Genomic DNA, 16733 nt, shown 5'->3' with positions numbered 1-16733 from the left:
TTACCAGCTGCACGGCGATTTAACCATCCGGGGCATTACCAAGCCTATTACGGTAAACGTAGAGTTTGGCGGCCTTGTAGTAGACCCTTACGGCCAGACCAAAGCCGGCTTTACGGTAAGTGGTAAAATCAGCCGCAAAGAGTTTGGTTTAACCTGGAATGCTGTTACTGAAGCCGGAAGTGTGGTGGTAAGCGATGAAATTAAGCTCCTCGCCGAAATACAATTAGTTAAACAAGCTTAAGTTACCCGGGCCGAAAAAGAGGTATTAACCCGAAAGCCTCTTTTGGCCGGTTCCGGTAAAAAATAACCAGCTAGGTCTGCTTTGGCTTAGGCGCGTAAAAACAGTTAGAACTCTTTTAAATTTAAGTTTATGCCGTTTCAAATATATAATCCCGCAGAAAGAGGCCGGAAAGACCTGGGTTGGTTAAAGAGTAATTTAGTATTTAGCTTTTCGGGTTTTTACAATCCGGTGCAGGCGGGGTTTGGCTTACTCCGGGTTTTTAACGACGATTTTGTGCAGCCCCAACATGGCTTTGGCTTACATGCCCACGCCAACATGGAAATTATTTCTATTATGCTGGGCGGCTCCATGAACCACCTCGATTCGTTGGGTTACAAAGAAGTAGTACATAAAGATTGGGTGCAAATTATGAGTGCCGGCAGCGGCTTGCGCCACGAAGAACACAACGTGGGCCACGACGAAGTTAATTTTCTGCAAATCTGGATAGAGCCCAAGCTGCAGAATATTACCCCGCGCTACCAGCGGCGTTACTTTCCGGAAGCGGAACGGCTAAATAAATTGGTAACCGTGGTGAGCAACGAAGAAGGGCAGGGGCACTGCTGGATAAACCAGAACGCTCGCTTGGCTTTGGGTTATTTTGAAAAAGACCAGCCGCTTACCTATACGTTTAACCCGTTAAACAAAGGCGTATTTATCTTTAATATTTCGGGTACGCTGCAGGTAAATGGCCAGGAACTCCAGCCGCGCGCGGGCCTGGGTATTTGGGAAACCGACGAGCTGCGGTTTAATTTTTTAACCGAAAGTAAATTCCTGCTCATAGAAGTGCCTATAAACCATTAATATTTAAACTTATGGAAAACCAACTGTTAGGCCTGCACCATATTACGGCTATTGCCGGCATGGCCAAAAAAAACTTAGATTTTTATACCAAAATCCTGGGCCTGCGCCTGCTCAAAAAAACGGTTAATTTCGACGACCCCGGTACGTACCATTTGTACTACGGCGACGAGAGAGGCAGCGCCGGTACTATTTTAACGTTTTTCCCGTACGAAGGCGCCCGGCGGGGTAGTGCCGGTACCGGCATGGCTACCAATATTGCGTATTCGGTACCCGCAGATAGCTTTAGTTTCTGGATCGATCGTTTTGAAAAACACAATGTTATTTACAACAAGCCTTCCGAAAAATTTGGCGAACCGTATTTAACTTTTCTGGACCCCGATGGCTTAAAATTAGAACTGGTGGTACCCAAAATAGAAGATACCCGCCTGGCCTGGACAACCGACGAGGTAAATGCAACGGTAGCAACCAAAGGTTTTCATGGGGTTACGTTAACCTTGCGTAATATAAAAGCTACAGCCGCCATTTTAACCGATATTCTGGGCTATAAACTTCTCGAGAAAAGCGGCAACCGTTACCGGTATATGACCGAAGCCGTAGACAACGCCAATATTATTGATTTGGTAGAATTGCCCAACGAAGCGCGGGGTATAGGCGGGGCCGGTACCAACCACCACATTGCGTTCCGGGTAAAAGATGAAGCCACGCTCATGCAGTTCCACGAAAAAGTAACGCGGGCGGGCCACAGCATTACCCAAAAAATAGACCGCAATTATTTTTATTCGCTTTATTTCCGGGAGCCGGGTGGCGTGTTGTTCGAAATAGCCACCGATAACCCTGGTTTTGGCATTGATGAAGATTGGGATAAGCTGGGTTCGGGTTTATTGTTGCCGCCGCAGTACGAGCCGCGCCGCGCCCAGATAGAAGCGGTTTTACCGTCTTTAGATTAGGCGCCTTTAACCTGCTTTAAATGAATATGATGGCTGTAAAAGTTCTGTAATTACTCCGGCACACCCCGGCAGCCATAGCAAAACTTGCAGACAGCATTTTACCCGCGCACCCTAAATTTTAAAAAAACAAATCAGTAATACTTAACCAGCCAATAGCTTATACCTAAAGGCGACCGATTATGGACACGCACAAAAATAAAATAGTAACCCAAGGTAAACCGCTGGACCCAACCGGCAAAGCTCTGATTATGATCCACGGGCGGGGCGCATCCGCCGAAAGCATTTTAACTTTAGCCGACCATTTGCCGGTAACCGGGTTTTCGTTGTTTGCCCCGCAGGCCACCAATAATAGCTGGTACCCGCACAGTTTTATGGCCCCTGCCATGCTCAACCAACCCGCCCTCGACTCGGCTTTAAACACCATCGACGAGCTGGTGCAAAGCATTTTAGCGCAAGGTATTAGCCCTAAACAAATTTATTTATTGGGGTTCTCGCAGGGGGCTTGCCTTACTGCCGAGTACGCAGCCCGGCAAGACCAACCGTTTGGCGGCCTGTTTATTTTTACCGGCGGGGTAATCGGGCAAACCCTTGATACCCAAAACTACGCAGGCAACATTACGGATACGCCGGTTATTATTACTACCGGCGACCCCGACCTGCACGTGCCGGTAAGCCGGGTAACCGAAACCGTAAAAATATTATCCGAAAAAGGCGCAGTGGTTACCCAAAAAATTTACAAAGGCCGGCCGCATACCATCCTGAACGAAGAACTAAAGCTGGCCGGCGAAATATTAGCCAAGGCTTAGAAGAATAGCTTAAAAGAATATTTAAACCTGTTTCGTATTTCAAAAATTAAGGTGCTGATTAGCTTGCGGGTGAAAACATCTCAGCCAGGGTTACTGTCTGATTATTCTCCCTAGTAATGCTGCTAATGCAGGCTAATGCTGACGCAAGTTTGCGCGTAGCGGTAACCTGTGCCTATTAATAAAAGCTAATAATACCGCCACCCGGGGCAGCGGAACAGTTCTTTAAAATGATTTTCTACCCAAACGTTATGCTACAAGTATGGCATTTAATATTCAAAATAACCTGGCCAACCATCATTTTGAGCTGGAGCAAGCCGGCCAAACCGCGTTTATCGATTATAAAATAAAAGGCGATGCCCTGGTGGTGTACCACACCGAAGTGCCCCAGGAACTGGAAGGGCAGGGGATAGGCTCGGCTTTAATTAAATACGCCCTCAACTACGCCATTGCGCAAAAGCTGGGCTTAATTCCGTTGTGCCCTTTTATGCGGGCTTACCTCCAGAAGCACCCCGAATATAATTATTTAGTCCGGAAGCTCCGGTAAAAGAATTATTTTTAAGGTTTAACCTTCTGCGGGCTAAGTTGGTATATTATGCGCATTACAGCTATAGATAAAACATATACCGGCCTCATGACAAAGCTGCCCCGTTTCTTTTTTGTTGGTTTAATTTTAATTGGTGTGTTGGGCGCGTGCAGCAAACCCACTGTTTTCTCGGCGCAAGGCACGGTACAAGCCATTGAACGCGGCAAAGACGGGTACACGGCAATATTAACCAACTCCCAAGGGCAAACGTTTAATGCGGTTATCAGTCGGGTTAATCTGGCCCAGAGCGGCGGCTACCAGGAGTTAACCGTAGGCGATAAAGTAACGGTTTACGGCGATACCACCCGTTTGGGCGAGGTAATCAGTATAAAAGTAAGTCAGCTTAAAAAATAATGGCCCATGCAAAAAACGATATTAGCCCTGGCGGCAGGCGCTTTACTTTTGGGTTGCCAGCGCGTAGCCGAAACCACCAGTACCGAGCCCGGCAACGAGGTGCCCGCCGGCGTACTGATTAACGAAGAGCTGTGTTTCCGGCAGGTAAGCGGTAGGCAAAAGCAAGATACGGCCTGGGTGCGCCTGGTTATTAATAAAGCCCAGGTAAGCGGCACCTACTGGCATTTGCCTCACGAAAAAGATAGCCGGCGCGGCACCTTACGCGGCACCCAGGCCGGCGACTTAATTACCGCTATGTGGACTTTTAGCCAGGAAGGCCAAACCGATTCGTTGCCGGTGCAATTTAGATTAACCCGGAACCGCCTGCAGCAAAAGCCTTACAGCTACCAACCCAACACCGGGCGGGCCTATCTCGCCGATTCCAGCGAATTTACCCTAAAGTACGTTTGGTTAGATTGCGCCGCGCTGCCCATCCTGACGCAACGCGCAAAAGAATAGCCGCGTAAACGGGCAGCAAATAACCTGGTAATGGATCTGTATGGGAATAAAACGCTTCATAACTTTTTGCGGACTGGCCATAATTTGGGTTAGTTGCCAGACCAAAACCCACGACACGCAAACGTTGCCTCCCACCAAGCCCACCGATACGACCACTGCGGCCCTAACTGAGCTACCAGCTGCGGAGACCAGCCAACCGCCTGCTCCCGTGGCCCCCAACCGCTTAATTGTACCGGGCAAAAGCATTGGTCAAACCACCCTGAACATGGAAGCCGCTACGGTAAACCAGCTTTTAGGGCCCGGCGATAAACAAGATGCTGCCATGGGCAAAGCCTGGGTAGTTTGGTACAGTAAATCCACCGCACCCGATACCCTCCGGAAAGAAACAGTTATCTATTTTGTTACCAATATGGGCGGCCCCCATGAGGCCAGCCGGGTAAAGCAAATCCGGGTAACCTCGGGTTTCTTTAAAACCGCCGCGCACCTGGGCGTGGGCAGCTCCCTAACCGCGCTCCAGCAAGCCTCTCCCCATCTAAGCCCGCCCCAAACGTATACGTCCGACCAAACCAACCGCCGCCTCACCATTCTGGATGATACCGCTAGCGGTATCGCTTTTGAAATAAACGCCGCTAATATTTGTACCGCCGTAGTGGTGCACGAGCCTCAGCAACTTGTTAATACAACTTATATTCACCTGTTTCCTTGAAAGCAAGAGTTAAAGTGGTAATTTATTTGTTTCAAGTTTAAGTTTCCACTGCTTTAACTTAAGGTAGGTCTTGCCACATTATAAATAATGCCTTTTTTAGATACTTAATGTATTCAGATATATCCAAATGCCAATAAATGGCGAGAATTAATTTCTGTTCGAGATAGGCATGAAAGTAACTTCCGGATCACGGGAGATAATATAGAAAGCTGAATATAGCTCTTATACAAAAATATCAATCCAAATTAAATAGTAATGGAACAATATTTTGTAGATTAAGCACCCTAATCTTATCTATTCAACAAAATTATGAAATCATGTATACTTTAGGTGAATTGAAGGGTAATAATCTATTGATATGCTTACAGAAAATAAGATAAAAGAAGAAATCAATCTTGCCTACGTTTTAGCGGTTGCAGCTACTAAAGGATTTTCCACAGAAATCACAAGAGTTGATAATGATAGTATAGATGCAACTATATGTTATAATGGGAATTTGACTCCGGATTCAACACTTTATTCTCCAACAATAAAGCTTCAGCTTAAAGCTACTTCCAATCCAAACATCATTGGCGATTACATTCATTTTGCTTTGCCAATAAAAAATTACAATGATCTAAAAGCTCGTTCAGGAAATCCAAGGTTATTAGTTGTGCTTTGCCTTCCAGAGTTAAAGAGCGATTGGTTGATTCATTCTTGTGATGAACTAGTGTTCAGGAAGTGCGCATATTACATTAATTTAAAGGGGTTACCTAATTCTCCTAATGAGACATCAGTAACGGTTAAGATTCCTCTACTAAATATATTCTCACCGGATTCATTATATGACTTAATGCTGAAGACATCAAAAGAGGAGGAACTATGAGCATAAATAAAAAATTACTTTCTCTTACTTTAGAACGTATCAATTTTACGGCTGTTCAACGATATCTTCAGAATAGACTTTGGCATAAAAAGAAGAGTAAGAGAGATAATATTGCAATATTTTATGTTTCAGTACCCGAACCTACTGAAATTGTTTTACCCCTGGATAGATCTTTTATCGATTATGGTGAGTTAATTTTTAGCGCTATTAACAAAATTGCAAAAGTTGAAAATAGAGACATTGAGCAAATTATAAATGATCTATTATTACCACCTTCTGATATTATTCGATTTCGTGTAGATAATAAAAGGACTGAATTTGGATTGATAACTTTTAATGAAGGGTTCAATTTGTTAGAAAATGCAAAGAAATCCTTATTTACAACCGCTTGTGACATCATTCATCCAACATTCTTCCACAAAAGGATGTCATATAAAACCGCTCAACAATTTATAGATTCTTGTTTTCTTGGGCAGACAGAAAGAGGAAGTTTTATTGCATCTGTAGTTTGTCCATTTATAAATGCAACTGTTGAAGATAAACCTACTCAACTAAGTTTATTTAATACAGAAGAAGACTTAATTAGCTCATTTACAAGAAAAGTTACAAAACGGTACATGCGTTCACTTTCAAAATTAAAATATGCAATAGAAACCGGTAACCATAGTATAATTGAAAATCCATTAATAGAGAGTAATTTCCCCGATCAAGATATAATAAGTGCCAATTTTATTGAAAGTATAATTGAATTAGGCGAGTATGGAGATAAAGAGCAAATAGAAATATTTACATCTTGGTCTTCTATTATTTCGCAAGTAATCGATGTTCCCAATTCTATTACCTTTACTAAAGACTATATTCCTCCCATGGAGTCCATAGTTTCCAAAATAAAGCCAATTGATGAAGGGAAAGAGGGCAAATTTGTTGGTAAGGTTTCAAGAGCTCAAGCAGACCCTGATCCTATTCATAGGAGCGAAGGCGAAATAACTTTTAATTTTATAGGTGAAGATGATAAAATAATAAAAGCGAAAGTCTTCTTGAACACAGAAGATTTTAGTAAAGCTTGCGAGGCATTAGATAAGGGTATCAATGTGAAAGTATCTGGTAATTTAAAAATCTCTGGGAAAGCAAAGATCATTGAGAATCCACGCTTTGAATTACTAAACTAAAACTTATATGGCTTTCCTCTATGGCGCGAAAGTTACTTCCGTGCCTGCTTAACTATCCGCAACTCAACAGATTTAAATGAAATATTTAAATCTGCTCTCATTTGAGATTCTTTTAAGAAACTATCTACTGCTTTTATTTAATTTATTATTCATTCCAAATAAAACCACACCAGCATTATGCAAAATCTAGTACTGCCGCATCCTCTCCTATAATGCCTCATCTATTAAAGTTGCAGGCAGCAATATTTTTCAAACCCATTCATTCACCACCCATGAAATACGCCGTATTTGCAATCTTTCTTTTAATAAGTGCCTGTACCCAAACCAACCCGCCGAAGCAGGAAAAAATACGCGTAACCGGCGAAGGCAAAATCCGGGTAAAACCAGATTTGGTTACCTTAACCTTGCAGGTTTCGTTTACGGAGCCCCGCATGGCCAGCGCCGTTAAAACCACCCAGCAAACCGTAGATTCGGTGCTGGCTATTTTAACCCTTTATAGCCAAAGCGAAAACGATATTAAAACCAGCAGCATTTCGGCGAATAAAGCCTACGAGTACAATGGCCGCAAACAGGTTTTTGTGGGCTACCAGGCCGAGCAATCGCTAAACTTTGTACTGAACGATATTAGCCAGTTTACCGAACTAACCGGCAAGCTGCTCGGTACCAAAATCAGCAGCATTTCGCGCATCCAGTTTGGCCACTCCCAAGCCGATAGCCTTTTCCGGGAAGCTGATTTACTCGCCCACGACGATGCCTTAAAATCGGCGCAGAAGTTATGCAAACGGGCCAACGTGGGTTTAGGCCAGTTGCTTTTTTTAACCAATGTGCCGGGCGACAATAGCTATAATGAATCGGATGACTACGCGGTGGCCCAGGAGGTAAATACGTATGCCAAAGGCTTTGGCGGCAACGGTTTTAAAATAGCGCCGGAAGTGCTGGAGTTTAAACGTACCATTATTTCGGAGTACGCCCTTAAACCGTAATAATTTGGCTTAATGGTTGGGAAAGAAATATTTAGTAAAAAAAATATATGGTTTTTTATATGTTTTATATAGTATTTTGTTAATTTTGATGCATTCGTTTCCGGCACCTTTATTATTTAAGCAAATACCTTATTAAGAAACGGAATCAGCTGCTTTTATTGATAAAATTACGCAAGGCTTAAAACAACCCATTATTTAACCAATATATTTTATTCATGAAAAAATTTTACCCGCTTTATTTATTCTTAGCCTTATTTGCATTTGCTTCTTGTGAAAAAAATGACCCCGCACCTGTTTCTGACCCCAAAACGGCTAATTTAACCGGTGGCCCCTGGATAATAGAAGACGCCATTGTAAAAATGAATTATACCTTTATGGGGCAACCCCTGATGGATACAACGTTTAGTATGTATAAAGATGTACGGGCTTGTGAGCGAGATTTTACTTTCGCCTTTAAAGCCGATAAATTTATGGATATTAAAACCGGTGCGGCTTACTGTGGCGAGCAGTTGCCTGGCTCTGTTTACAAATGGGATGAGAAAAATAGTTATGACCGCCTCCTGATTATCGGGAAAGGGGCCGGCGGCCTGATGTCGGTTAATAATGGCAGTATGGTTTCTATTAGCGATACACTAAACCTAAAGATTTTAGATATATCTAATACTAACTTAACCGGGGTTTATGAGGTGCCTTTTAACCAGATGTTTGCCCACATGGGTAACGCTACTGATATGGCCGGAATGGAAGAGCTATTTGATTTGTTTGGCCAGTTACTTTCCGGCAAAATGGAAATAACTTACAAAATGAAACGCAAATAATTTAAACCCAGAATATTCTTCTTTGGTTAGAGCATCTCCGGCAATTGGTTGGAGATGCTTTTTTGTTTACACTTGCGTGTAGCGTAATATTACCCGTACTTTAATGCCGATAAACCACCACCAACATGAAATATATTTTACTTTTAATAAGTTTCTGGGCCGTGTTTTCTGAACATACCTTGGTAGCGCAAACCACTGCCGTTGCGCCCGCCAAAGCAACCTTTACCAACCCCTTGCCGGTACAATTCGGCGACCCCTATGTACTGTATACCCAGGGCACGTATTATATGTACGGCACAGGCGGCGGGGCTCAAAAGGGTTTTGCGGCGTATTCGTCTAAAGACCTGGTAAACTGGCAGCCAGCAGGGCAGGTGTATTTCCACAGTAATAAAAACGGCTGGAGCGACCCCCAAGCCAGTTGGGGCGGCGCGTACTGGGCCCCGGAAGTGTACGAGGTAAAAGGTAAATATTATTTGTTTTACAGCGCCCAATGGAAAGAAAACCCCAATAAAGAAGAAGAAAATTTCCGGATTGGCGTGGCCGTAGCCGACAAACCGACCGGGCCGTTTGTAGATATGGCCAATAAACCCATTTTTGACCCCGGTTACCCCATTATAGATGCCAATGTGTTTTTCGATACCAACGGCAAAGCGTATTTGTATTACTCCCGGGCGGCTTACAAACACCCCGTAGAAAGCGAAATTGCCACTTGGGCCCGCGAAAAAGACTGGTACAAAGAAATAGAAGAAAGCTGGGTATACGGCGTAGAACTAAAACCTGATTTTTCGGGGGTAATAGGCGAACCGGTTTTGCTTTTGCGGCCGCCCGTGAGCTTAACCGATAAACAAGCCGAGTGGGAAAGCCGGTCGGTAACGGCTCACGAGGTAAACCGCCGCTGGACCGAAGGCTCCGTTACGTTTAAAAAAGAGAATATTTATTACATGATGTATTCGGCCAATTATTTTGGCGGCCAGCATTATGCCGTGGGTTATGCTACGGCCACCTCGCCGCTAGGTCCGTTTAAAAAAGCCGCGAATAACCCGGTGTTGCAGAAAAATTCGGCTCAGGGTGGGGTAGTAACCGGCACGGGGCACAACAGCATTACGTACTCGCCCAATGGTAAAGAAATGTTTTGTGTTTACCACGGCCGCACCACCAAAACCGGCAACGAGCGCGTAGTTTTTATTGATCGCATGGAAGTAAAAGACGGAAAAATAATTGTACATGGCCCTACTACCACGCCGCAAAAAGTTCCGGCAGGCGTAAAAGCAAGCAGTGCCAAATAATAATGTTTTTGGCCTGGGTTTATCCATAGTCTTTAGCGTTTAGCCTGGCAAAAGTATTTGCATAAGCCCAGGGGCATAATCTGCCAGCGCTCAGCGGCCATAATGGTTTAGTTGCCCAAGCCCGGCAAGGGCGAAACGAATAACTGCTGTAACACCGGCTTGCACCCGGTGTTAAGAGATAAAGCCTTTGCTGTTAAAGCTAAAAAGTTATGCGGCCATTCCAGATGGTATTTTAAAAGAAAGCTGGCTTAAACTATTTACATCTAAATGGAGCAGCCCCGGTAGCGTGCTTTAGAATTAGCAGTGATAATCTCACGCATGGCGCCAGATGCCGTTCTAAACTGCGATACAAAATAACTTTACGTTGCAAAAAAAAAACAGCGTACTGGTATTTATTTCCTGAACAAAAGGCAAGTGAATGAGTAATAATTACTATAAGCTGTAAAGCCTGCTCGGGCTAAATACAAAAAGCATGAAAATAAGAGCCATTATTACCGGCGCCACGGGCATGGTAGGCGAGGGTGTGCTGCTGGAGTGCCTGAACCACCCGGAGGTAGAACAAATTCTGGTCATTAACCGCAAACCAGGTGGCCGGTCGCACCCCAAACTGCGCGAAATTATTCATCCGGATTTTTTTAACCTGGCACCACTGGAAAAAGAGTTAGAGGGCTACAACGCCTGCTTTTTTTGTCTGGGCATATCTTCGGTGGGGGTAAGCGCAGAAGAATATAAGCGTATCACGTACGACCTCACCCTTAATTGGGGTAAGCTGCTGGCCAAACTAAACCCCAACCTTACTTTTTGTTACGTAACAGGAGCCGGTACCGATAGCAGCGAACAAGGCCGGCTAGCCTGGGGCCGGGTAAAAGGCGCTACCGAAAATGCTTTACTGGGTTTGTTTAATAATGCTTATATGTTCCGGCCCGCTTTTATGAAAGCCACGCCCGGCCAGCGAAATATTAAAAGTTATTACAAGTTCTTTTCCTGGTTGTACCCATTAGGCCGCAAAATTTACCCCGCCGGTTTTTGTACCCTGCACGAAGTAGGCCAAGCCATGATTAAAGCCGTTACCAAAGGTTATCCCCAGCCCGTACTGGAGGTAAAAGATATTGTTACCCTGGCCAATGCCTGACTTTCCGTAAAGTCAACAGTACTTCTCGAAATTAAAAATTATGAATTTGGTACAATAAGTGTTGTTTTACTTTTTGAGCGCTCAGCTAGTTCTAAATATTAAGTTGGAAGAGCACTAGTCGTAAATATTGTTTTAATACTTATTGGATTGGCTGGCGCGAGGCTCCGCCTCGTGTCTTTTATTTTCCGGCCTCTGGCCGAAGGAACTGTTATTTAAATATTATAAGCATCTGGACAAAATTAGCTAGATATATTTGGGGTTATCACTTCGGTCATGGTGTAAAGCATGTTTTAACCAAACTGCAAGAAACTCAATAGATGCTTTCAGCATGACAAGTACGGATGGTTTAATATATTTTTGTCCTGACACTTATCACTTAGTAAATACCTGGTTCCCCTAGCAGCAAGTCCTGAAGCTTTGCTAATCTAAGTCTGTCATTCCGCAGGAATCTAATCGGTTACTTGTCAATAATATTTTTACCAAGGATGTATTTAGGTGAAATGAATTCTATTATCATCCAGGATGACCTTTTATACTATTTTAAATATTATCAGAAAGTAAATGTACATCGGCCAGAGGCCGGAGAATGAAAGGCACGAGGCGGAGCTTCGCGCCAGCCAGAGAACCGCCGGTAAAATCCTAAATAATTAGCTTTAGGTTGCAAGTGTCCCGTAGATGATTTCTTCTTTCGACCACTTACCAATTATTCCGGCTAAATATTGGTTTTTTAAGAAAGCTGCCCCAAACCCAAAATTGCTTTTACCACCAGCATAGGAATTATTACCAACGGAATTGTTTCCTTTGTATTCCGGTTAATCCATATTTACTTTTAAGCGGGTTGGGGTTTAGATTAGTTTTAAGCTTTACTTCTGCCGGAATATTTTGATAATAAATTATCTAGTTAAAGAAAAACCTTTGCAGAAAAGGACATAACATGAAAAGAGTAGTAATTACGGGTATGGGCGCCATAACCCCTTTGGGCAATTCGGTGGCTGAATTTTGGCAGAATATATTAGCCGGTAAAAGCGCAGCGGCCCCCTTAACCAAGTTCGATGCCACTAAGTATAAAACCCGGTTTGCTTGCGAAGTAAAAGATTTCCGGCCCGAAGCTTACCTGGATAAAAAAGAAATAAAAAAGTACGATTTATTTACCCAGTACGCCATTGCCGCCACCGACCAGGCCATAACCGATGCCGGACTGGATTTTGCTACCCTGCCGGAAGCGGCTCGCTACGACGTAGGCGTTATTTGGGGAACCGGCAACGGGGGCATTGGTACTTTTGAGGAGCAGTTGCGCGAGTACCATGCCGGCGACGGTACACCCCGGTTTAACCCGTACTTTATTCCCAAAATGATTGTGGATATAGCCGCCGGCGTTATTTCTATGCGACATAAACTGTATGGCCCCAATTATTGTACCGTATCGGCTTGTGCGTCGTCTAATACTGCCATTATAAATGCTTTCGATACCATCCGGATGGGCCGGGCCCGGATTATAGTAGCCGGCGGTTCGGAGGCAGCCGTTACCGAATCGTCGGTGGGTGGTTTTAGTGCGGCCCAGGCTTTATCTAAGCGCAACGACAACCCGGCCCAGGCTTCGCGCCCTTTCGATCGCGATCGCGATGGGTTTGTAATGGGCGAGGGCGCCGGCGCCTTGATTTTAGAAGAATGGGAGCACGCCGTTAGCCGCGGGGCCAATATTTATGCCGAACTGGTGGGCGGCGGTATGGCCGGCGACGCGTATCATTTAACTGGTACCTCGCCGGAGGGCTTAGGAGCCCGTTTGGGTATGCTGCAGGCTTTAAAAGATGCCCAAATCAGCCCCGATAAAATAGATTACATTAATGCGCACGCCACCTCTACCGGCATCGGCGATTTAAGCGAGCTGCAAGGAATTAAAAGCATATTTAACAACTTGCCGGTGGCCATCAGTGCTACCAAGTCTATTACCGGGCATTTATTGGGTGCAGCAGGCGCGATAGAAAGCATTATTAGTGTAATGGCGGTAAAAGAAGATATTATTCCGGCTACCATCAACGTCGAAAACCTGGACCCGGAAATTCCGGCGGGTTTAAACCTGGTGCTGGGCAAACCGCTGCCTAAACCGGTTAATTACGTCCTGAACAATACCTTTGGGTTTGGCGGCCATACGGCTAGTTCTATCTTTAAGAAATATACCGGCGCATAAGCTGTGCTTTTCTACTATTTAGAGCTAGTGGCTAAGATTTAGCGGGTTTTAAGGTGTGGTACAGATATTTTCCTTTATATAAGCTTTAGAAAGGATATTTTTTGTTTAGAGAGTCGGCTTCTGTAACTTAAGTTACAGCACAAGCTTTTAATCTTTCGGATATTTGCTTAAATTTTATTAATCTTTAAGACCAGGATTATGACAGTAGAACAAATTTATACGGGTTGCCTGGCGCAGGGCGCGTATTACATAGAAAGTAACGGCGAAGCGGTAATTATTGATCCTTTGCGCGAAATTAAACCATATCTTACCAAAGCCCGGCAAAATAACGCCCAAATTAAGTACGTGTTAGAAACCCACTTTCACGCCGATTTTGTGTCGGGACACCTGGATTTAGCCCAGGCTACGGGTGCCCAGATTGTGTACGGCTCCGGTGCCAACCCGGGTTTTAAAGCTTACCTGGCCCACGACGGCGAAGAGTTTAAAGTAGGCAACATTACGATTAAAGTTTTGCATACGCCCGGCCATACCATGGAATCGGTAACGTACCTGCTGCGCGATGAACAAGGCAAAGATTACGCGCTGTTTACCGGCGATACTTTATTTATCGGGGATGTGGGCCGCCCCGATTTGGCCACCAAATCAGAACTAACGCAAGAACAGTTGGCCGGCTACCTGTACGATTCGCTGCGAACCAAAATAATGCCCCTGGCCGATGAGGTGCTGGTGTATCCGGCGCACGGCGCGGGCTCGGCTTGCGGCAAAAACATGAGCAAAGAAACCTTCGATACGCTGGGCCATCAGAAACAAACCAATTACGCCTTGCGCGCCGACCTGACCAAAGAAGCCTTTATAAAAGAAGTAACCGCCGGTTTGGCGCCGCCGCCGGGCTATTTCCCGTTAAACGTACAGCTAAACAAAGCCGGTTACGCCAGCATCGATTCGGTACTGAGCCAGGGTTTGCAAGCTTTAAGCCCCGAAGCATTTGAGGCCGCCGCCAACGAAACCGGTGCCTTAATTCTGGATACCCGCCCGGCTGCCGATTTTGCTGCCGGGTTTATTCCCAACGCCATTAATATTGGTTTAGATGGTTCTTTTGCCCCCTGGGTAGGTGCTTTAGTTCCGGATATACAACAGCCCATTTTATTCTTAGCCGATGCCGGCCGCGAAGAAGAAGTGGTTACCCGTTTGGCCCGGGTAGGGTACGACAATACTTTGGGTTATTTGGCCGGTGGTATAGCCGCCTGGAAAGCGGCCGGTAAAGAAACCGATACCATTCTATCGGTTTCGGCGGAAGCGTTTGCTGAGCGGGTAAAAGCCGGAAACCCGGTGGTAATAGACGTGCGCAAAGAAACTGAGTACCATGCCGAGCACCTGGTAGGCGCTAAAAATATTCCGCTCGATTTCTTAAACCAGCATTTAGCCGAAATTCCGAAAGACGAGGTAGTGTATGCCCATTGTGCCGGCGGCTACCGCTCCAAGATTGCGGCTTCTATTCTGAAAGCCCGTGGCTACAGAAATATTGTAGATGTAGCTGGTGGGTTTAAGGCCATTGCGGCCACCGAAGTACCCCGCACCGCCTATGTTTGTCCGTCTACTTTAAAATAAAATGTTACCAAAAACAAGCGGCTTTAACCTATCTGGTTAAAGCCGCTTTGCTTTTATATTAAGGGTAAAGCGCAATCATTTCTGTAGGTAAGGGTTGCAGGAGTAGATGCCGCGAACGTGTTGGCCTATTGCTACTGTTTTCAACCGCTGTCCGCAATAAATCATCTCCCAAAATTAATTATCTTTTACTTGCCTCATCGGCCAGCGGCCAACTGAAATGCTTACCAGCGAGACGCTGGCAAGAGCATTAGATGAAGCGCACTAGTAATTTTACTTTATTCATATTTAGTCTGGGCTGGGCGCAAAGGTTAATTATTTATGCATGGCGTGCATAATCTGTTCTTTGGCACCGGCGTTGCTTGGGCGTTTGGCTTTGGTGCTGATAAACGTACCGTCGGTATCAATTAAATAATAAGACGGCAATTCTACCACTTTGTATTCTTTTAACAAATCGGGTTGGTTACCGGCAAACAACTGTACACCATGCAGTTTACGGCGGGCCACCGATTCGCGCCAGTAGCCTTCGTTTTCGTCCATACCTACGTTTATAAATACTACGTTTTCGTTGGCTAGTTCTTTTTCTAACTCAATAGCGTAAGGCAAGTCCATTTGGCACAAACCGCATTTGCTGTTCCAAAAATTTAAGTAAACCATTTTGCCTTTAAAATCGCTTAGGGCTACTTCTTTACCCGAAATTTCTTTTAAACGGAATACGGGAGCCGGGCTACCCAGGGCAAAACCTTTGCTGGAGTTAAAAGATACCGCTAAAAATTCGTTTAAATCTTTGTTAGTGTTCAGGCTTTCAAAATCGGCAAACATGCGGCTGGTATATTGGATGTATCCTTTCCGGATAGATTCGTGCAGCACATTGGCCAGTAATAAATTGCGGGGTTCGCCGGTAAGTTTGGCTTTGGTTAAGTTGTATACGGCCTCGTAATAATCCATATCGGAAGGCCGGTGATTGGTTGCCGTTGCCTGAAACTGAATATAATTTTTTAGGAAGCCTAGGTACGCGTGGCTCCGCACACTTTCGGGTTTGTTCAGGTTTATTTTATCCAGGAAACCATAATAAGTAGGCGATAATTTAATAGGGCCGCCTTTTATTTTGGTGCGCAGTTCGTTAAAGGTAAGCCGGTCGTTGGCCCAGGTATATTCAATTTCGGCCAGCATGTAATGCCGGAACTCATCCGATACCGGGTTTTTAGCTACGTACTGCTCCAGAAAGTTAAGGGCATCGTCTTTGCGGTAATCTAAAAACTCGATAAAGCTTTTCTCGTTCAGCGAAATATTCTCAGGCAATACCTGGTATTCTTCGTTTTCGATAAACTTTTTGTTATAAGCCAGCAGGAAATTGTTTTCGTTGGCGCCTTTTCCTTTAAACTTCAGGGTTTTAAGCATGGCTCCGGGATTAAACTTAATTTCCATTTCATCGCCGGGCTGCACAAAAATACTTACCGATTCTTTGGCAAAAACCAGATCGGCGGTGGTGGCATTTTTAAGCGGAACATCTACCGAAAAAGAGCCCTGGGCATTTACCTGGCCAAAGCTTTGCGCCTCCTGGGCACTTAAAGGATTAGGATTTACCGAAACCTGGATACTATCGCTTTCAGCCCGGTTTACTTTGCCGAACAACACCGCTCTTTGTGCCCAAGAAGAACTACCCAACAACAGAAAAGAAAATAATAGTAAAAATTTTTTCATGCGCGTTA

The 16733-nt window shown here is 44.7% G+C and carries 17 protein-coding genes; 16 read left to right on the top strand and 1 reads right to left on the bottom strand.

The window, feature by feature from the left end:
* From ACO1R6_RS14805 to ACO1R6_RS14730, 16 genes are all read left to right on the top strand, one after another.
* Positions 1-241: YceI family protein (locus ACO1R6_RS14805; protein ID WP_486265689.1), on the top strand; the 241-nt coding region annotated here is incomplete at its 5' end.
* 129 nt (positions 242-370) lie between these two features.
* Complete coding sequence (locus tag ACO1R6_RS14800; RefSeq protein WP_486265688.1) at positions 371-1081, top strand: pirin family protein; 711 nt, start codon at positions 371-373, stop codon at positions 1079-1081.
* An 11-nt stretch (positions 1082-1092) separates the two neighbouring features.
* Positions 1093-2028, top strand: coding sequence for a ring-cleaving dioxygenase (locus tag ACO1R6_RS14795; protein WP_486265687.1), 936 nt, complete (start codon positions 1093-1095; stop codon positions 2026-2028).
* A gap of 179 nt (positions 2029-2207) precedes the next feature.
* A complete protein-coding gene (locus ACO1R6_RS14790; protein WP_486265686.1) occupies positions 2208-2834 on the top strand; it encodes an alpha/beta hydrolase in 627 nt (208 codons plus the stop codon).
* 259 nt (positions 2835-3093) lie between these two features.
* Positions 3094-3378 carry a GNAT family N-acetyltransferase gene (locus ACO1R6_RS14785; RefSeq protein ID WP_486265684.1) on the top strand — a complete coding sequence of 95 codons (285 nt, stop codon included), beginning with the start codon at positions 3094-3096 and terminating at the stop codon, positions 3376-3378.
* A gap of 48 nt (positions 3379-3426) precedes the next feature.
* Entirely contained in the window at positions 3427-3771 is a 345-nt protein-coding gene (locus ACO1R6_RS14780) for a hypothetical protein (RefSeq protein ID WP_486265683.1), read from the top strand.
* A gap of 6 nt (positions 3772-3777) precedes the next feature.
* Positions 3778-4269, top strand: coding sequence for a hypothetical protein (locus ACO1R6_RS14775; protein ID WP_486265682.1), 492 nt, complete (start codon positions 3778-3780; stop codon positions 4267-4269).
* 40 nt (positions 4270-4309) lie between these two features.
* On the top strand, positions 4310-4975 hold the full coding sequence (locus ACO1R6_RS14770) for a hypothetical protein (protein ID WP_486265681.1): 666 nt from the start codon (positions 4310-4312) through the stop codon (positions 4973-4975).
* 358 nt (positions 4976-5333) lie between these two features.
* On the top strand, positions 5334-5840 hold the full coding sequence (locus tag ACO1R6_RS14765; protein ID WP_486265680.1) for a DUF4365 domain-containing protein: 507 nt from the start codon (positions 5334-5336) through the stop codon (positions 5838-5840).
* A complete protein-coding gene (locus ACO1R6_RS14760; protein ID WP_486265679.1) occupies positions 5837-7009 on the top strand; it encodes a hypothetical protein in 1173 nt (390 codons plus the stop codon). The genes ACO1R6_RS14765 and ACO1R6_RS14760 overlap by 4 nt, the downstream gene beginning before the upstream one ends.
* 272 nt (positions 7010-7281) lie before the next feature.
* The gene (locus ACO1R6_RS14755; protein ID WP_486265677.1) at positions 7282-7992 is read left to right on the top strand and encodes an SIMPL domain-containing protein; all 711 of its coding nucleotides are present in this window, start codon (positions 7282-7284) and stop codon (positions 7990-7992) included.
* A gap of 215 nt (positions 7993-8207) precedes the next feature.
* Positions 8208-8810, top strand: a complete 603-nt coding sequence (locus ACO1R6_RS14750; RefSeq protein WP_486265676.1) for a hypothetical protein — start codon at positions 8208-8210, stop codon at positions 8808-8810.
* A gap of 125 nt (positions 8811-8935) precedes the next feature.
* Positions 8936-10096: a glycoside hydrolase family 43 protein gene (locus ACO1R6_RS14745; protein ID WP_486265675.1), complete on the top strand. Its 1161-nt coding sequence runs from the start codon at positions 8936-8938 to the stop codon at positions 10094-10096.
* 472 nt (positions 10097-10568) lie between these two features.
* Positions 10569-11228 (top strand): Rossmann-fold NAD(P)-binding domain-containing protein, encoded by a 660-nt coding sequence (locus ACO1R6_RS14740; protein ID WP_486265674.1) that lies wholly within the window; start codon positions 10569-10571, stop codon positions 11226-11228.
* Positions 11229-12162: 934 nt separating this feature from the next.
* Entirely contained in the window at positions 12163-13416 is a 1254-nt protein-coding gene (gene fabF / locus ACO1R6_RS14735) for a beta-ketoacyl-ACP synthase II (RefSeq protein WP_486265673.1), read from the top strand.
* Positions 13417-13614: 198 nt separating this feature from the next.
* On the top strand, positions 13615-15024 hold the full coding sequence (locus ACO1R6_RS14730; protein ID WP_486265672.1) for an MBL fold metallo-hydrolase: 1410 nt from the start codon (positions 13615-13617) through the stop codon (positions 15022-15024).
* A 312-nt stretch (positions 15025-15336) separates the two neighbouring features.
* Here ACO1R6_RS14730 and ACO1R6_RS14725 read toward each other — a convergent pair whose 3' ends face one another.
* Positions 15337-16725: a TlpA family protein disulfide reductase gene (locus ACO1R6_RS14725; RefSeq protein ID WP_486265670.1), complete on the bottom strand. Its 1389-nt coding sequence runs from the start codon at positions 16723-16725 to the stop codon at positions 15337-15339.
* Positions 16726-16733 lie beyond the last annotated feature (8 nt).

The organism is Adhaeribacter sp., from assembly GCF_057359045.1.
The sequence above is the reverse complement of the archived record's forward strand: the minus strand, read 5'-3'. Positions and strand labels throughout refer to the sequence as shown.

Coding starts and splice junctions, on each gene's coding strand:
- ACO1R6_RS14800 (WP_486265688.1), top strand. CDS start 371: ATGCCGTTTCAAATATATAATCCCGCAGAAAGAGGCCGGAAAGACCTG.
- ACO1R6_RS14730 (WP_486265672.1), top strand. CDS start 13,615: ATGACAGTAGAACAAATTTATACGGGTTGCCTGGCGCAGGGCGCGTAT.
- fabF (WP_486265673.1), top strand. CDS start 12,163: ATGAAAAGAGTAGTAATTACGGGTATGGGCGCCATAACCCCTTTGGGC.
- ACO1R6_RS14750 (WP_486265676.1), top strand. CDS start 8,208: ATGAAAAAATTTTACCCGCTTTATTTATTCTTAGCCTTATTTGCATTT.
- ACO1R6_RS14745 (WP_486265675.1), top strand. CDS start 8,936: ATGAAATATATTTTACTTTTAATAAGTTTCTGGGCCGTGTTTTCTGAA.
- ACO1R6_RS14740 (WP_486265674.1), top strand. CDS start 10,569: ATGAAAATAAGAGCCATTATTACCGGCGCCACGGGCATGGTAGGCGAG.
- ACO1R6_RS14775 (WP_486265682.1), top strand. CDS start 3,778: ATGCAAAAAACGATATTAGCCCTGGCGGCAGGCGCTTTACTTTTGGGT.
- ACO1R6_RS14770 (WP_486265681.1), top strand. CDS start 4,310: ATGGGAATAAAACGCTTCATAACTTTTTGCGGACTGGCCATAATTTGG.
- ACO1R6_RS14755 (WP_486265677.1), top strand. CDS start 7,282: ATGAAATACGCCGTATTTGCAATCTTTCTTTTAATAAGTGCCTGTACC.
- ACO1R6_RS14760 (WP_486265679.1), top strand. CDS start 5,837: ATGAGCATAAATAAAAAATTACTTTCTCTTACTTTAGAACGTATCAAT.
- ACO1R6_RS14725 (WP_486265670.1), bottom strand. CDS start 16,725: ATGAAAAAATTTTTACTATTATTTTCTTTTCTGTTGTTGGGTAGTTCT.
- ACO1R6_RS14765 (WP_486265680.1), top strand. CDS start 5,334: ATGCTTACAGAAAATAAGATAAAAGAAGAAATCAATCTTGCCTACGTT.
- ACO1R6_RS14780 (WP_486265683.1), top strand. CDS start 3,427: ATGCGCATTACAGCTATAGATAAAACATATACCGGCCTCATGACAAAG.
- ACO1R6_RS14785 (WP_486265684.1), top strand. CDS start 3,094: ATGGCATTTAATATTCAAAATAACCTGGCCAACCATCATTTTGAGCTG.
- ACO1R6_RS14790 (WP_486265686.1), top strand. CDS start 2,208: ATGGACACGCACAAAAATAAAATAGTAACCCAAGGTAAACCGCTGGAC.
- ACO1R6_RS14795 (WP_486265687.1), top strand. CDS start 1,093: ATGGAAAACCAACTGTTAGGCCTGCACCATATTACGGCTATTGCCGGC.